The organism is Streptomyces shaanxiensis (assembly GCF_039537145.1).
Lineage (GTDB): Bacteria > Actinomycetota > Actinomycetes > Streptomycetales > Streptomycetaceae > Streptomyces > Streptomyces shaanxiensis.
This window is the reverse complement of the sequence record NZ_BAAAZY010000034.1, coordinates 1-12129: the sequence shown is the minus strand read 5'-3', so window position 1 is coordinate 12129 and position 12129 is coordinate 1. Positions and strand designations below refer to the sequence as shown.

Below are 12129 nucleotides of genomic sequence, written 5' to 3'. Positions count from 1 at the left end.
CGGTGAGAATAGAAAGGTCTGGACCACGGGTCAATAGGTCTGGACCAGTAGCCTTTTGCTCCCCGTTCCTCCCTGCTAGATCCCCAACTCCTGTGCCAGTACGGCCGCTTGGACCCGGCTGCGCAGCTCCAGCTTCCCCAGCAATCGGCTGACGTGCGTCTTCACCGTCGCCTCGGCCATGTCGAGCCGGGTCGCGATGTCGGCGTTGGACAGGCCCTCCCCGAGGCAGGCCAGCACCTCGCGTTCGCGGCGGGTGAGGCAGTCCAGGACGGACGGGTCGGCCGTCGGCTGCCGGGCGGGCTTCGCGCCGAACTCGGCGATCAGGCGCCGGGTGACGGCCGGGGCGATCAGCCCCTCCCCGCGCGCCACCGTCCGCACCGCCTCGAGCAGGTCCTTCGCCTCGGTGTTCTTCAGCAGGAACCCCGCGGCCCCGGCCCGCAGCGCCCCGAACACGTACTCGTCGAGGTCGAAGGTGGTGAGCACGAGGACGTCCGCCAGCCGCTCGGCGACCACCTGGCGCGTCGCCGACACACCGTCGAGCCGTGGCATCTGAACGTCCATCAACACCAGGTCGGGCCGCAGTTCCCGGGCCATGGCCACGGCCTGCTCGCCGTCCGCCGCCTCACCAACCACCTCGATGTCGGGCGCGCTGCGCAGGATGAGGACGAGCCCTGCGCGCACGGCGGACTGGTCCTCGGCGACCAGGACGCGGATCATGCCCTGCCTCCATTCACTCTCTGTCTCCTTCGGTCAACGGGAGCGTGACACGTACGGTCCAGATCTTGCCGTCCGCCGAGCCCTCGGGGCCGGCCTCGAAGCTCCCGCCCAGCAACTCGACCCGCTCCCGCATCCCGACCAGCCCGGCGCCCGAGCCGGGTGCGCGCGGCCCGTCGCGGTCGCCGAAGGGGCTGGTCACGGTGACCGTGAGGGAGCCGTTGCGCTGGGCGAGGGCGACTGTGACCTCGCCGGGGGAGGCGTGCTTGAGGGCGTTGGTGAGGGACTCCTGGACGATGCGGTAGGCGGCGAGTTCGACCGGGGCGGGGACGGTGCCGTGGTCCGCGTCCAGGCGAACGTCGAGGCCGTTGGTGCGGGCGCCGTCGACCAGGGCACCGAGTCCGTCGAGCGTGGGGGCGGCGACCGGCTCGGTGTCGCCGCTGGAGTCGCGCAGGATGCCGATGAGCCGGCGCATCTCGGCGAGCCCCTCGACGCTGTTCTCCCGGATGACCGAGAGCGCCTCACGGGAGGTCTTCGGGGTGTCGAGGGAGAGCGCGGCCGTGGAGTGGATGGCGATCGCGGAGAGGTGGTTGGCGACCATGTCGTGCAACTCGCGTGCCATGCGGGCGCGCTCCGAGGTGACGGCCTGGGCGCGGTCCATCTCGGCCAGCAGCGCGGTCTGTTCGGCGCGCAGCCGGGCGGCCTCGGCGGCGTCGCGGTGGTTGCGGACGATCCAGCCGGTGAGGGCCGGCATCAGCCCGACCAGGCCGATGACCACGCCGATCAGCAGGGCCTCGGGCACCCGCCACACCACCACCGGCACCACCGTGCCGGCCACCGTGATCAGCCCGGCGATCCACGGGACACGGCGCGCGGTGGCAGGCGGCCCGTACAGCACGGCCGCGTACACGAGGTCGGTGAACATCACGACCGTGACCAGGCTGCCCTGGGTGACGGTGTCCGCGGTCAGGGCGACCCACCCCACCAGCAGGGCCGTGCGCGGCAGAGTGCGGCGCACGGCCTCGCAGCCGGCGGTCACGACGAGCGGCAGCAGAATCCACCAGCGACCGTCGAGGAGCACGATCGGCTCGCCGGCCGGCCGGGTCGCGAGTCCCACACCCCACAGCAGCAGACCCCCGAGCAGCCCGGCGAGCCCGGCGTACAGGTCGAAGCGGTGCAGGCGGGGCAGTCGTACGGCCATGTCCCCATCCAACACGGGCCGGGCGCTCGGCGCCTGATCCCGGGGAAGGGTCGTGGACTGCATCTTTCGATGTACGGCGGCTTCATCCTTCGATGTACGGCGAGTTCGTCACCGCCGACGACGAAAGCGGCCGTTGCCGACGGGAGCCTGGGAAGGTGACCGAAGGGAGCAAGTTGTGATCGTCGCCCTCATCATCGCCTGCGAGGTCGGCTTCTGGGTGCTGCTGGCCCTGGGCCTGGCCGTCCGCTACCTGCTGAAGTGGCGCCGGACCAGTGTCGTGCTGCTGCTCTGCGAGCCGGTGCTGGAACTGGTCCTGTTCGTCGCGACGGCGATCGACCTGAAGAACGGCGCCGAACCGGGCTGGGAGCACGGCCTGGCGGCGCTCTACATCGGCTACACGGTGGCCTTCGGTCACTACACGATCCGCTGGCTCGACGGCCACGCGGCCCATCGCCTGGGCGGCGGCCCGCCCCCGCCGAAGCCCCCGCGCCACGGCCGCGCTCGCGCCCGCCACGAGACGAGGCTCTGGCTGCGTGCGGTGCTCGGTGGCGCGGTGGCGCTGGGTCTGCTTCAGCTGGCGGTCTGGTACGTCGGCGACTCCGGGGACGTCAGCTCCCTGCGCGCCTTCCAGTGGGTGGCGATCCGCACGGTCGGCATCTACGGGCTGATCACCCTGGGGTACTGGATCTGGCCGAAGAAGGCGCCCTCCGACGCGGAGAACGCGGAGGAGGAGTCCCGGCTCACGACGGGGAAGGAACGGGTCCGGTCATGAGCAAGGCGTCGAAGAACCTGTGGGAGGGCGCCGGTACCTTCCTGATCGGGCTGCCCCTGTGGTTGTTCACCGAGGACGTGCACGTCCCGGTCGTCACCCTGACGAAGGTCGGTCTGGTGATGATGTGCGTCGGGGGCGCGCTCGTCGCGACGGGCCTGTACCAGAGGGCGCGCGCGAAGGGCTAACGCTCTCCGCCCGGCACCCACAGCACGTCACCGACGTCCTTGTTGGCCGTCCGGGCCAGGATGAACAGCAGGTCCGACAGCCGGTTGAGGTAGGTCGCGGTGAGGGGGTTCATGGTCTCGCCGTGGACCTCCAGCGCCGCCCACGTGGAGCGCTCGGCCCGCCGTACGACCGTGCAGGCCTGGTGGAGGAGGGCGGCGCCCGGGGTGCCGCCCGGCAGGATGAAGGAGCGCAGCTTCTCCAGCCGCTCGTTGAAGTGGTCGCAGTCCGCCTCGAGCCGGTCGATGTAGAACTGCTCGACCCGCAGCGGCGGGAACTCCGGGTTCTCCACGACCGGCGTCGACAGGTCCGCGCCCACGTCGAACAGGTCGTTCTGCACACGGGTGAGCACCTTGACGATCTCCTCGTCCAGGTTCCCCAGCGCGATCGCCGACCCGAGCACCGCGTTCGCCTCGTTGGCGTCCGCGTACGCCGAGATCCGCAGATCGGTCTTGGCGACCCGGCTCATGTCGCCGAGGGCGGTGGTGCCCTTGTCGCCGGTCCTGGTGTAGATGCGCGTCAGATTGACCATACGGCCAATCTAGACGCTGCCCTCCGGACCGCCGATCCCACCGCTTTCGTACGTTCATTCTTGTGTCGCACCCGTGTCCCGGATGTCCGGGTCTCGTTGGTGGGAAGAGGCGTCAATCGGCGTGGACGCGCAAGGCCTTGGCCATCGGACGGCCTGTCGTGACGGGCATCTCACGCCGTGAGACCGTGACTCGCGTTACTAACCGGTCACACAGTGCCTCACGGGCGCTAAGGTCCGCCGAAGAGGCAATCGTAAACAGCGTGTAAGCGCACGCGCAGTCATGCTGCCGTGATTCAAAGGGGAGTCGTCAGTGGCACGGAAGCTTGCCGTCATCGGGGCCGGACTCATGGGTTCCGGCATCGCCCAGGTCTCCGCGCAGGCGGGCTGGGACGTGGTCCTGCGTGACGTCACCGATGAGGCGCTCAAGCGTGGCACCGACGGCATCAAGGCCTCGTACGACAAGTTCGTCAGCAAGGGCAGGCTCGAGGCGCACGACGCCGACGCCGCGCTCGCCCGTATCACCGCGACCACCGACCTGGACGCCGCCGCGGACGCGGACGTAGTCATCGAGGCCGTCTTCGAGAAGCTGGAGGTCAAGCACGAGATCTTCCGCGCGCTCGACAAGATCGTGCGCGAGGACACCGTGCTCGCCTCCAACACCTCCGCCATCCCGATCACCAAGATCGCGGCGGCCACCGAGCGCCCGGAGCGGGTCGTCGGCGTGCACTTCTTCTCGCCGGTGCCGATGATGCAACTCGTCGAGCTCGTCCGCGGGTACAAGACGAGCGACGAAACCCTCGCCACCGCACGGGAGTTCGCCGAGTCCGTCGGCAAGACCTGCATCGTCGTCAACCGGGACGTCGCCGGCTTCGTCACCACCCGGCTCATCTCGGCGCTCGTCGTCGAGGCCACCAAGCTCTACGAGTCGGGCGTCGCCACCGCCGAGGACATCGACCTCGCCTGCAAGCTGGGCTTCGGTCACGCCATGGGCCCGCTCGCCACGGCCGACCTCACCGGCGTCGACATCCTGCTGCACGCCACCAGCAACATCTACACCGAGTCCCAGGACGAGAAGTTCGCCCCGCCGGAGCTGATGCGCCGGATGGTGGACGCGGGTGACATCGGCCGCAAGAGCGGGCAAGGCTTTTACAGCTACTGAGCCTTCGTAAAGCACCGCACATCCCCTGAGCGCATCACGCGATGGGGTGAATTCGGTATCGGTTCGCTTACAGACGGCAACCTCTGACCGCTCAACGGAGTCAGAGGTTGCATCACCGGCCACAGCGAAGACTCATAGCAAACACAGCCACAGGCAACCACGGGCACAGACACAGACAACGCATCACGGAGTACGAACGCACGCTTTGGGGAGCGCATATGTACATCAGGGGCGACCACGCCGAGCTGGTCGTCGGGGGCCGCCTCGACGTCCGCAGCGCGGCGGACGCCCGTACGGTCCTGCACTCGGCCGTCGACGACGGAGTCGGCGATCTGGTGCTCGACCTGTCCGAGCTGGAGTTCTGGGACGCCACCGGACTCGGGGTGATCATGGGGGCCCACCGGCGGGCCGGCCGCTGCGGCCGACGCCTGGTGCTGCGCGGCGTACCGCCGCAGATGCAGCGCCTGCTGGTGGCCACCCGGCTGCACCGGATCCTGGCGATCGAGGGCGGCATCGGGGTGGAGTCACTGCCCCGGGTGTGACGCCCGGCACGGGTGGGACGGGACAGTAGGGCGTTCCGGCAGCGAAGCGCACGTCGCGCACAATCCTCACGAGACTGTGACGTCTCGGACGGCGCGGTACCCCGATCTGTCGTAGATACTGTGCGAAGGTTTAGGGTTCGGCTGCCCGCCGACTAGACAAACCCCTTCGAGCGGGCCCGGACCAGAAGCGACAGCGCGGTGTGCAAAGGCCGGGAGGGGCCCGGGATCCTGTCGCCGGTGACAGGAAGCCACAGCACACGACGCTTTTGGGGGGCTTGGACCTATGGACCCGAACAACCGGGGACCCGAGGAGTACGGCCATGACGCTGACGGCCAGTCGTCGCGCCAGCGCCCGCCCAGGGATCCCCTCACCACCGACTTCGGACAGCACTCGCCCGCACTCGCCCGCACCGTCCAACTGGTCTCGGGCGACTTCCTGCTCACCGTCAACCCCGTCGACGGCGGCGAGATCGAGGCCTGCCCGCCGGCGGAGCGGCCCGCGCGACCCGGGAAGCTGAGCCCGGCCGACCGCGCCGAGGCCGACCGCGCCGCCAGACCGCCCGTCCCGCCCGGCCCGACCCGTCCGGCACAGCCGCTGCTGGCCCGCCAGGACGAGCGCGAGCAGTTGGTACGGATGCTCGCCCGCGGCCGCTCCGTACGCCTCGTCGGCTCCCCGGGCGCCGGTCGCACCAGCCTCCTCGACCTCGTCGCCGAGGACTGCGCGGACCTTGCCCCTGACGGCGTGGTCCGCCTCACCGGCTTCCACCGTTCACCCGCCGATCTGCTGTACGACCTCTTCTACGCCGTCTACGGTGCGCCCCTGCACCGCCCGGACCGGGACGAACTGCTCACCTTCGTCCGTGAGATCGGCGCCGTCGTCGTCCTGGACGACATCGAGTTCGGCGGTTCCGCGCTCGACGAGCTGCTGGACGCCACCCCCGAGTGCGCCTTCCTGCTCGGTGCCACGCCCACCGTGCCCGCGCCGTCCGTCGACTCCGGCATCGAGGACGTCGTCCTCGGCGGTCTCGACCGTGCCGACAGCGTGGAGCTCCTGGAGCGCGGGGTCGGCCGGGTCCTCACCGAGGACGAGCTGAACTGGGCGGGCGACCTGTGGTTCGAGTCGGAGGGACTGCCGCTCAGGTTCGTCCAGGCCGGGGCGCTGCTGCGGCAGCGGGACTGGCTGCGGGCCGACGCGGACGCCGTCGACGAGTTCGGGGTCTTCGAGGACACACCGCCGGTCGACGCGCCCATCGACGCGCCGTTCGGCGGCGAGCGGGGCGAGGAGGTGCCGCTGCCGTCGCTCGGCGAGGCGGCCGGCCCCGCTCCGCTGCTCGCCTCGCGGCTCAGCGCCTCGGCCCGCGCCACCCTGAGGTTCGCCGTCGCGCTCGGCGGCGAGGTGCCCCACCAGGCCCATCTGCCCGCGCTCGTCGGCGACACCCACGCGGACGCCGCGCTGGGCGAGCTGGTCGACTGCGGGCTGGTCTCGCCGGTCGGCTCCCGCTACCGGCTCGCCGCCGGGGTACAGGCCCAGCTGGAGGCCGCCGGATACGGCGAGGACGTCGAGTCGAAGGCGCCGGCCGCCGGCCGGCACTACGCCTGGTGGGCCGGGCACCCCTCGGTCACGCCGGAGCGCGTGTGCGCCGAGGCGGACGCCTTGCTCGCCGCGCTGGGCGTGCTCGTGCCGGGGACGACACCGCCCGCCGAGGGCGAGGAGAACCCGACCGTGCAGCTGGCCCGCACGGCCGCGCCCGCGTTCGCCGCGGGGCTGCACTGGAGCGCCTGGGAGCGGACGCTGCGGGCCGGCGCCGAGGCCGCGCGCCTGGCCGGTGACGTCTCCGAGCAGGCGTACTTCCACCACGAGTTGGGCATCTTCGCGCTCTGCGGCGGCCAGCTGGACCGGGCCCGCGCCGAGCTGGAGACCTCCATCGGACTGCGCGGCGCCCTCGCCGACAAGCGCGGCACGGTCGCGGGCCGACGGGCCCTCGCGCTGGTCTCCGACCGCTCCGGTACGACACCGGGGGTGGCCGCCTTTGCCGCCACGGCGGGGGAGGAGGTGCCGGACGCGCGGTACGAGGAGTCGCAGTCGCCGCCGGGAGGCGTGCCCGCCGCCTTCCCGCCGGGCGGTGACGCCACGACGCTGGTCACCCACCGGGCGTCCGCGCCGTCGTCCCCGGCGTCCTCGCACAAGGGCCGCGGCGGCGTCCGGAACTTCGCCCGGCGCAACCTCGTCGCGGCCGGCGCGGGCGCGCTGCTCGTGGCCGTGCTCGGCACGGTGGTGACGCTCGGCGCGACCTCCGACAACGACCCCAACGTCCCGGCCGACCAGGTCGGCGTCAACCCGTCCGCCAGCCAGGGCATCGGCGACGACAGCCTCGGCGCCGACAAGGCGGAGGGCGACGACGAGAAGCCCGGCGACACCGGTACGGCGACCAGCCGGCCTACGGATCCGGGCCCCGACGGCACGTACGGGACGTCGGACGACCCGACGCCGACGGATGGGTCTACGGAGCCGTCGGACGACCCGAGTGGTACGCAGGGGTCGGGCGGCGGTTCCACGAACTCGCCGACGCAGTCTCCGACCAGGCCGCCGTCCTCGTCGTCGAAGCCGCCGTCCTCGTCGAAGCCGCCCACGTCTCCGACGCCGACCCCGACGACGCCCACACCGACCGAGACCACGTCACCAACGCCGACTGAGGAGCCTACGACGACGGAACCGACGACCTCCGACTCGGCCAGCGGCCCGGCCTCCAGCGCCCCCGCGAGCACCTCGGCAAGTGCACCGGAGACGAGCGAGGCAGGTTCGCCGAGCAACAGCTCGGACTCCGTAATCTGACCCCTGATCAAGACAAGAGGGCCGGGTCCGTCCGACGGACCCGGCCCTCACTGTCGTAAAAGGTCGAGAACGGCCAAGAAAAGCTGTGAACGGCCAAGAACCGTCGGTCAGAACAACCGCAGCTTGTCGTCCTCGATCCCCCGCATCGCGTCGTAGTCCAGCACCTGGCACCCGATTCCCCGGTCCGTCGCCAGGACCCGGGCCTGCGGCTTGATCTCCTGGGCCGCGAAGATGCCGCGCACCGGCGCGAGATGGGGGTCCCGGTTCAACAGGTCCAGGTAGCGCGTGAGTTGCTCCACGCCGTCGATCTCGCCCCGGCGCTTGATCTCGACCGCGACCGTCCGGCCCTCGGCGTCCCGGCACAGGATGTCGACCGGACCGATGGCCGTCATGTACTCGCGGCGGATGAGCGTGTAGCCCTCGCCCAGCGTCTCGATGCGGTCGGCGAGGAGTTCCTGGAGGTGTGCTTCCACGCCGTCCTTGATCAGGCCAGGATCCACGCCGAGTTCGTGCGAGGAGTCGTGGAGGATCTCCTCCATCGTGATGATGAGCTTCTCGCCCCCCTTGTTGGTGACCGTCCAGACGTCCTTCTGCTCGCCGTCACCCTCCTTCAGGGTGCAGGGCGGCGACATCCAGTTCAGGGGCTTGTAGGCCCGGTCGTCCGCGTGGATCGAGACGCTGCCGTCCGCCTTGACCAGGATCAGACGGGGCGCCGAGGGCAGATGGGCGGTGAGCCGGCCCGCGTAGTCGACGGAGCATCGGGCAATGACGAGACGCATGGTCGGCAACGCTACTCGACGGGCCGTGGTGGACGCGATTCGCCCTGCGAGAGTCCGTATGACCCCGGACTGCCCCTGTTCATTTCTGGCCGATTGTGTGCCTAACGGGGACCGCCCATGTACGCAATCTCCTGGTGCGGTCACCGTCTGTTGCCTACCGTATTAAACGGGAGGTCGCGAGGCGTGTACGCAGAGTGTCCGGTATCGCGAACTTCCTTATCTGTCCGGCAACCCCTGCTGTTCTGGGGGTGCGAGAGGAGAACCCATGTCGCTCGACGTCTCACCGGCCCTACTCGAACAGGCCGAGCGAGGCGAGGTCGACGAAGCCGCCTTCGTCGACTGCGTCCGGACCTCCCTGCCCTATGCATGGGAGATGATCAGCTCCCTGGTGGCCCAGCTGAAGGTCGACGGCGGTCAGTTCGCCGACAACCAGACGCCCCCGCCGGACGAGCAGGCACGTGGCCAGCTGCTGCGTGCGCTTGCGAGTGACGCGATACGCGGCGCGCTGCAGCGGCACTTCGGGGTGCGACTGGCCTTCCAGAACTGCCACCGGGTGGCGGTGTTCCCGCTTGACGCCTCGGTCGACGAGACGCTCGCGCGCTTCACCTCGGTCCGCAATCAGCTGCTGAACCAGTCTCCGGAGCTCAGGGACTGCTGACGCAGTGAGCCACTAGCTTGCCGCTCCTTACGCGGGAGGTGCTTGAGTACGGGGGCGGCAAGCCTCCCGGCGGTCCGGGCAGTTCAGCCGAGGTGCGGCAGCACTTCGGCGCCCAGCCGCCGTACGTTCTCCTCGGTCGCCGCCAGGTCGCCCGAGCCCTCGACGAGCAGGGCGAAGCGGGAGATGCCGGTCCGTTCGCTGGTCGCCGCCAGGCGGTCGGCGCACAGGCGCGGGGTGCCCACCGGGTGCAGTCCGCAGAGCAGTTCGGTGTAGGCCAGCGGGTCCCGCATCGCGCGATGACGGCCGTCCACGGTGACATGGGCCTCCAGGCCCTGCCGGAGCCAGCCCGGCATCGCCTTCGTGAGGGTCTCGACCGCGTCCGTGCGGCGGTCCGCGATCTGGCAGACGCCGGCCGACACATGGGCGACGTCGTGGATCTCGTCCGCCGGCCTCCCGGCCGCGCGGGCGTGCTCCCGCCACAGGGCGACCATCTCGGCCTTCTCCTCGTCGCCCACATGCATCCCGAGCAGCATCGGCAGCCCGCGCTCGGCCGCCAGACGCACGCTGCGGGGAGACGTACACGCGAGGACGACCTCGGGTCCCTCCGCCTCCGTGAGGCACTCCGACGGCCTTGGTACGACGGCGACTTCACGGAAGCCGAACCGCTCGCCGGCGGCCGCGACCGACGGTTCGCGCAGCCAGCGCAGCAGCAGATCGAGTGATTCCGGGAACCCCTCCTCGTACGCCTTGAGGCCCTGGCCGAACACCTCCAGGTCGACCCACGGCCCGCCGCGCCCCACGCCCAGCGAGAACCGCCCGCCGGAGGCGATGTGCAGCAGCGCGGCCTGTTCGCCGACGGCCACCGGGTGTGCCGTGGGCAGCACGCTGACCGCCGTGCCGACCCGCAGTCGCGTGGTGCGGCCCAGCAGTAACGCGGCCAGGGTGATCGCGGACGGGCAGGTGCCGTACGGCACGAAGTGGTGCTCGGCCAGCCAGACCGTGTCGAGCCCCGCTTCCTCGGCGACCTCCGCGGAGCGGACCGCGCGGTGCAGCGCCTCCCCGTCGCCCTGCCCCGGGAACCGGGCCGCCAACACGAAACTTCCTACACGCATTGCTTTTTCCTGCTTCCTTGGCTCCGACGCGGAGCTCCCCCACCCGGCATAACCGTCTGACACGTGCCGAGGACACGGCTTGGCGAAGGGATTTGCGGATTGTCGGGAGAATGGATCGCCGGAGTGAGGGACTTGTGGGGGTTGGTGCCGTACGGCTACCCCTGTCCGTGCCGCGTAGGCTGGACATGACCCGTGCATCCTGTATAGCCCCGTGAGGTGTTCCGTGTCCCCGCGTCGCAACCGACCCAACGGCCCCAAGGGCGCTGCCTCGTCCGGACACGGCTCCGAGGACGACCGCCCCGGCCGTTACGGCGGCTGGCAGTCCTCGGAGAACTGGCGGGGCGAGGACTGGAACGTGCGGCATGTGGCAGGCGCGAGCGCACAGGGCAAGGCGTACCGCTGCCCGGGCTGCGACCAGATGATCCCGGACGGCGTCCCGCACATCGTCGCGTGGCCGGACCACTCGGGCGTCGACGAGCGCCGCCACTGGCACAAGGCGTGCTGGAACGCGAAGGACCGCCGCACCTCGCGGGTGCAGCGGTCCCGTAACGCGCCGAAGTTCTGAGCCGGTTCCTCAGGACTTGGTTCCTGAGGAACCGGCTCCTGAGGACTCTGCTCCCGAGGACTTACACGTCCCGCTTCTCCAGCAGCGCGTAGGCGCCGGCGAACGCGGCGGCCGTCACGCCGAGCATGATCCACAGCGGGTCCCAGCCGGACGGGCCGGACTCGCTGAGGGACTGGGAGTAGAAGACGCTGAGCTGGTTCGGGATCGAGTACTCGATCAGGGCCTGCTGGAGGTCCTCCAGCGACTGCGAGAACATGAACATCGCGATGACCAGCGGGGCCAGCACGACGCCGATCATGATGGTGATCGCGCCCGCCGAGTGCCGGATGATCGATCCGACGACGAGCGAGAGCAGGCCGAGCAGTGCGATGAAGAGCGAGACGCCGACCGTGCCCTTCAGCCACTCCTCGCCGGACGGCTCCCGCGCGTCCTCCAGCAGGGCCACGTCCGCGAGGGCGACCAGGACCGCCGACGACAGCGTCACCACGAACGCGACCGCGAAGAACACGATCGCCTTCGCCGCCAGCACCCGGCCGCGGGTCGGGCACGCGGTCATCGTGGTGCGGATCATGCCGGTGCCGTACTCCGAGGCCGTGGTCAGCACGCCCAGCGTGATGACGCACATGCTGCCGAGCAGCAGCCCGAAGGAACCGAACGCCAGCGGGTTCTCGCCCTCCAGGCCGGCCCCCTCGGAGTTGGCGGCGACCAGCGCGGCGGCCCCGAGGCCGATGCCGACGACGAGCAGCACGAACACGCCGAGCGTCCACATCGTGGAGCGCACCGACCGGATCTTCGTCCACTCGGAGGCGAGCGCGTGCCCGAGGTGCGTGCGCACGACGGGGATCGGCGAGGTGTAGGTGGGGTACGACGAGCCGGGCGCCGCCTGCCAGTTCGGTGCGGCGGTCTGCGGCATCGGGGGCTGGGGCGTGCTCATCGGGCGTCCTCGGGCTTGGTCGGGGCGGCAGGGGCGGAGGGAGCGGCGGCCGGCGCGGGCGGCTGTGCGGGCGCCTGCTGCGGCGCGGGCGCGGCGGCGGTCGGCC

General features: G+C 70.8%; 13 protein-coding genes. 7 read left to right on the top strand and 6 right to left on the bottom strand.

Annotation, left to right across the window (positions count from 1 at the left end; all coding sequences use genetic code 11):
- Positions 1 to 75: 75 nt before the first annotated feature.
- Together ABD932_RS42200 and ABD932_RS42195 are read right to left on the bottom strand one after the other, a co-directional pair.
- Positions 76 to 717, bottom strand: coding sequence for a response regulator (locus ABD932_RS42200; RefSeq protein ID WP_345021623.1), 642 nt, complete (start codon positions 715 to 717; stop codon positions 76 to 78).
- Positions 718 to 730: 13 nt separating this feature from the next.
- Positions 731 to 1915, bottom strand: coding sequence for a sensor histidine kinase (locus ABD932_RS42195; protein ID WP_345021622.1), 1185 nt, complete (start codon positions 1913 to 1915; stop codon positions 731 to 733).
- Positions 1916 to 2090: 175 nt separating this feature from the next.
- Here ABD932_RS42195 and ABD932_RS42190 point away from each other — a divergent pair, with 175 nt between their 5' ends.
- Both ABD932_RS42190 and ABD932_RS42185 read left to right on the top strand, forming a co-directional pair.
- A complete protein-coding gene (locus tag ABD932_RS42190) occupies positions 2091 to 2687 on the top strand; it encodes a hypothetical protein (protein ID WP_345021620.1) in 597 nt (198 codons plus the stop codon).
- A complete protein-coding gene (locus tag ABD932_RS42185) occupies positions 2684 to 2872 on the top strand; it encodes a DUF5708 family protein (RefSeq protein ID WP_345021618.1) in 189 nt (62 codons plus the stop codon). The genes ABD932_RS42190 and ABD932_RS42185 overlap by 4 nt, the downstream gene beginning before the upstream one ends.
- On the opposite strand, the gene ABD932_RS42180 is transcribed toward ABD932_RS42185, so the two are convergent.
- Positions 2869 to 3441 (bottom strand): cob(I)yrinic acid a,c-diamide adenosyltransferase, encoded by a 573-nt coding sequence (locus ABD932_RS42180; protein WP_345021616.1) that lies wholly within the window; start codon positions 3439 to 3441, stop codon positions 2869 to 2871. The genes ABD932_RS42185 and ABD932_RS42180 overlap by 4 nt on opposite strands.
- A 310-nt stretch (positions 3442 to 3751) precedes the next feature.
- On the opposite strand from ABD932_RS42180, the gene ABD932_RS42175 reads away from it, so the two are divergent.
- From ABD932_RS42175 to ABD932_RS42165, 3 genes are all read left to right on the top strand, one after another.
- A complete protein-coding gene (locus tag ABD932_RS42175; RefSeq protein WP_345021614.1) occupies positions 3752 to 4600 on the top strand; it encodes a 3-hydroxyacyl-CoA dehydrogenase family protein in 849 nt (282 codons plus the stop codon).
- Positions 4601 to 4818: 218 nt separating this feature from the next.
- Positions 4819 to 5142, top strand: a complete 324-nt coding sequence (locus tag ABD932_RS42170; protein ID WP_093906575.1) for an STAS domain-containing protein — start codon at positions 4819 to 4821, stop codon at positions 5140 to 5142.
- A 283-nt stretch (positions 5143 to 5425) separates the two neighbouring features.
- Complete coding sequence (locus tag ABD932_RS42165) at positions 5426 to 7975, top strand: ATP-binding protein (RefSeq protein ID WP_345021611.1); 2550 nt, start codon at positions 5426 to 5428, stop codon at positions 7973 to 7975.
- Between the two features lie 107 nt (positions 7976 to 8082).
- Here ABD932_RS42165 and nucS read toward each other — a convergent pair whose 3' ends face one another.
- Positions 8083 to 8754, bottom strand: coding sequence for an endonuclease NucS (gene nucS, locus ABD932_RS42160; RefSeq protein ID WP_345021609.1), 672 nt, complete (start codon positions 8752 to 8754; stop codon positions 8083 to 8085).
- A 265-nt stretch (positions 8755 to 9019) separates the two neighbouring features.
- Here nucS and ABD932_RS42155 point away from each other — a divergent pair, with 265 nt between their 5' ends.
- On the top strand, positions 9020 to 9412 hold the full coding sequence (locus tag ABD932_RS42155; protein WP_111006621.1) for an SCO5389 family protein: 393 nt from the start codon (positions 9020 to 9022) through the stop codon (positions 9410 to 9412).
- An 83-nt stretch (positions 9413 to 9495) separates the two neighbouring features.
- Here ABD932_RS42155 and ABD932_RS42150 read toward each other — a convergent pair whose 3' ends face one another.
- A complete protein-coding gene (locus ABD932_RS42150) occupies positions 9496 to 10524 on the bottom strand; it encodes an LLM class flavin-dependent oxidoreductase (RefSeq protein WP_345021605.1) in 1029 nt (342 codons plus the stop codon).
- 223 nt (positions 10525 to 10747) lie between these two features.
- Between ABD932_RS42150 and ABD932_RS42145 the strand changes: the two genes are divergently transcribed.
- Complete coding sequence (locus tag ABD932_RS42145; protein WP_345021603.1) at positions 10748 to 11089, top strand: ATP/GTP-binding protein; 342 nt, start codon at positions 10748 to 10750, stop codon at positions 11087 to 11089.
- Between the two features lie 61 nt (positions 11090 to 11150).
- On the opposite strand, the gene ABD932_RS42140 is transcribed toward ABD932_RS42145, so the two are convergent.
- Entirely contained in the window at positions 11151 to 12023 is an 873-nt protein-coding gene (locus ABD932_RS42140; protein ID WP_345021601.1) for an ABC-2 transporter permease, read from the bottom strand.
- Positions 12024 to 12129 lie beyond the last annotated feature (106 nt).

Bases quoted from the DNA above. Each gene is read 5' to 3' on its own strand.
- ABD932_RS42200 (WP_345021623.1), bottom strand. From the start codon at position 717: ATGATCCGCGTCCTGGTCGCCGAGGACCAGTCCGCCGTGCGCGCAGGG.
- ABD932_RS42185 (WP_345021618.1), top strand. From the start codon at position 2,684: ATGAGCAAGGCGTCGAAGAACCTGTGGGAGGGCGCCGGTACCTTCCTG.
- ABD932_RS42165 (WP_345021611.1), top strand. From the start codon at position 5,426: ATGGACCCGAACAACCGGGGACCCGAGGAGTACGGCCATGACGCTGAC.
- ABD932_RS42170 (WP_093906575.1), top strand. From the start codon at position 4,819: ATGTACATCAGGGGCGACCACGCCGAGCTGGTCGTCGGGGGCCGCCTC.
- ABD932_RS42195 (WP_345021622.1), bottom strand. From the start codon at position 1,915: ATGGCCGTACGACTGCCCCGCCTGCACCGCTTCGACCTGTACGCCGGG.
- ABD932_RS42150 (WP_345021605.1), bottom strand. From the start codon at position 10,524: ATGCGTGTAGGAAGTTTCGTGTTGGCGGCCCGGTTCCCGGGGCAGGGC.
- ABD932_RS42140 (WP_345021601.1), bottom strand. From the start codon at position 12,023: ATGAGCACGCCCCAGCCCCCGATGCCGCAGACCGCCGCACCGAACTGG.
- nucS (WP_345021609.1), bottom strand. From the start codon at position 8,754: ATGCGTCTCGTCATTGCCCGATGCTCCGTCGACTACGCGGGCCGGCTC.
- ABD932_RS42155 (WP_111006621.1), top strand. From the start codon at position 9,020: ATGTCGCTCGACGTCTCACCGGCCCTACTCGAACAGGCCGAGCGAGGC.
- ABD932_RS42180 (WP_345021616.1), bottom strand. From the start codon at position 3,441: ATGGTCAATCTGACGCGCATCTACACCAGGACCGGCGACAAGGGCACC.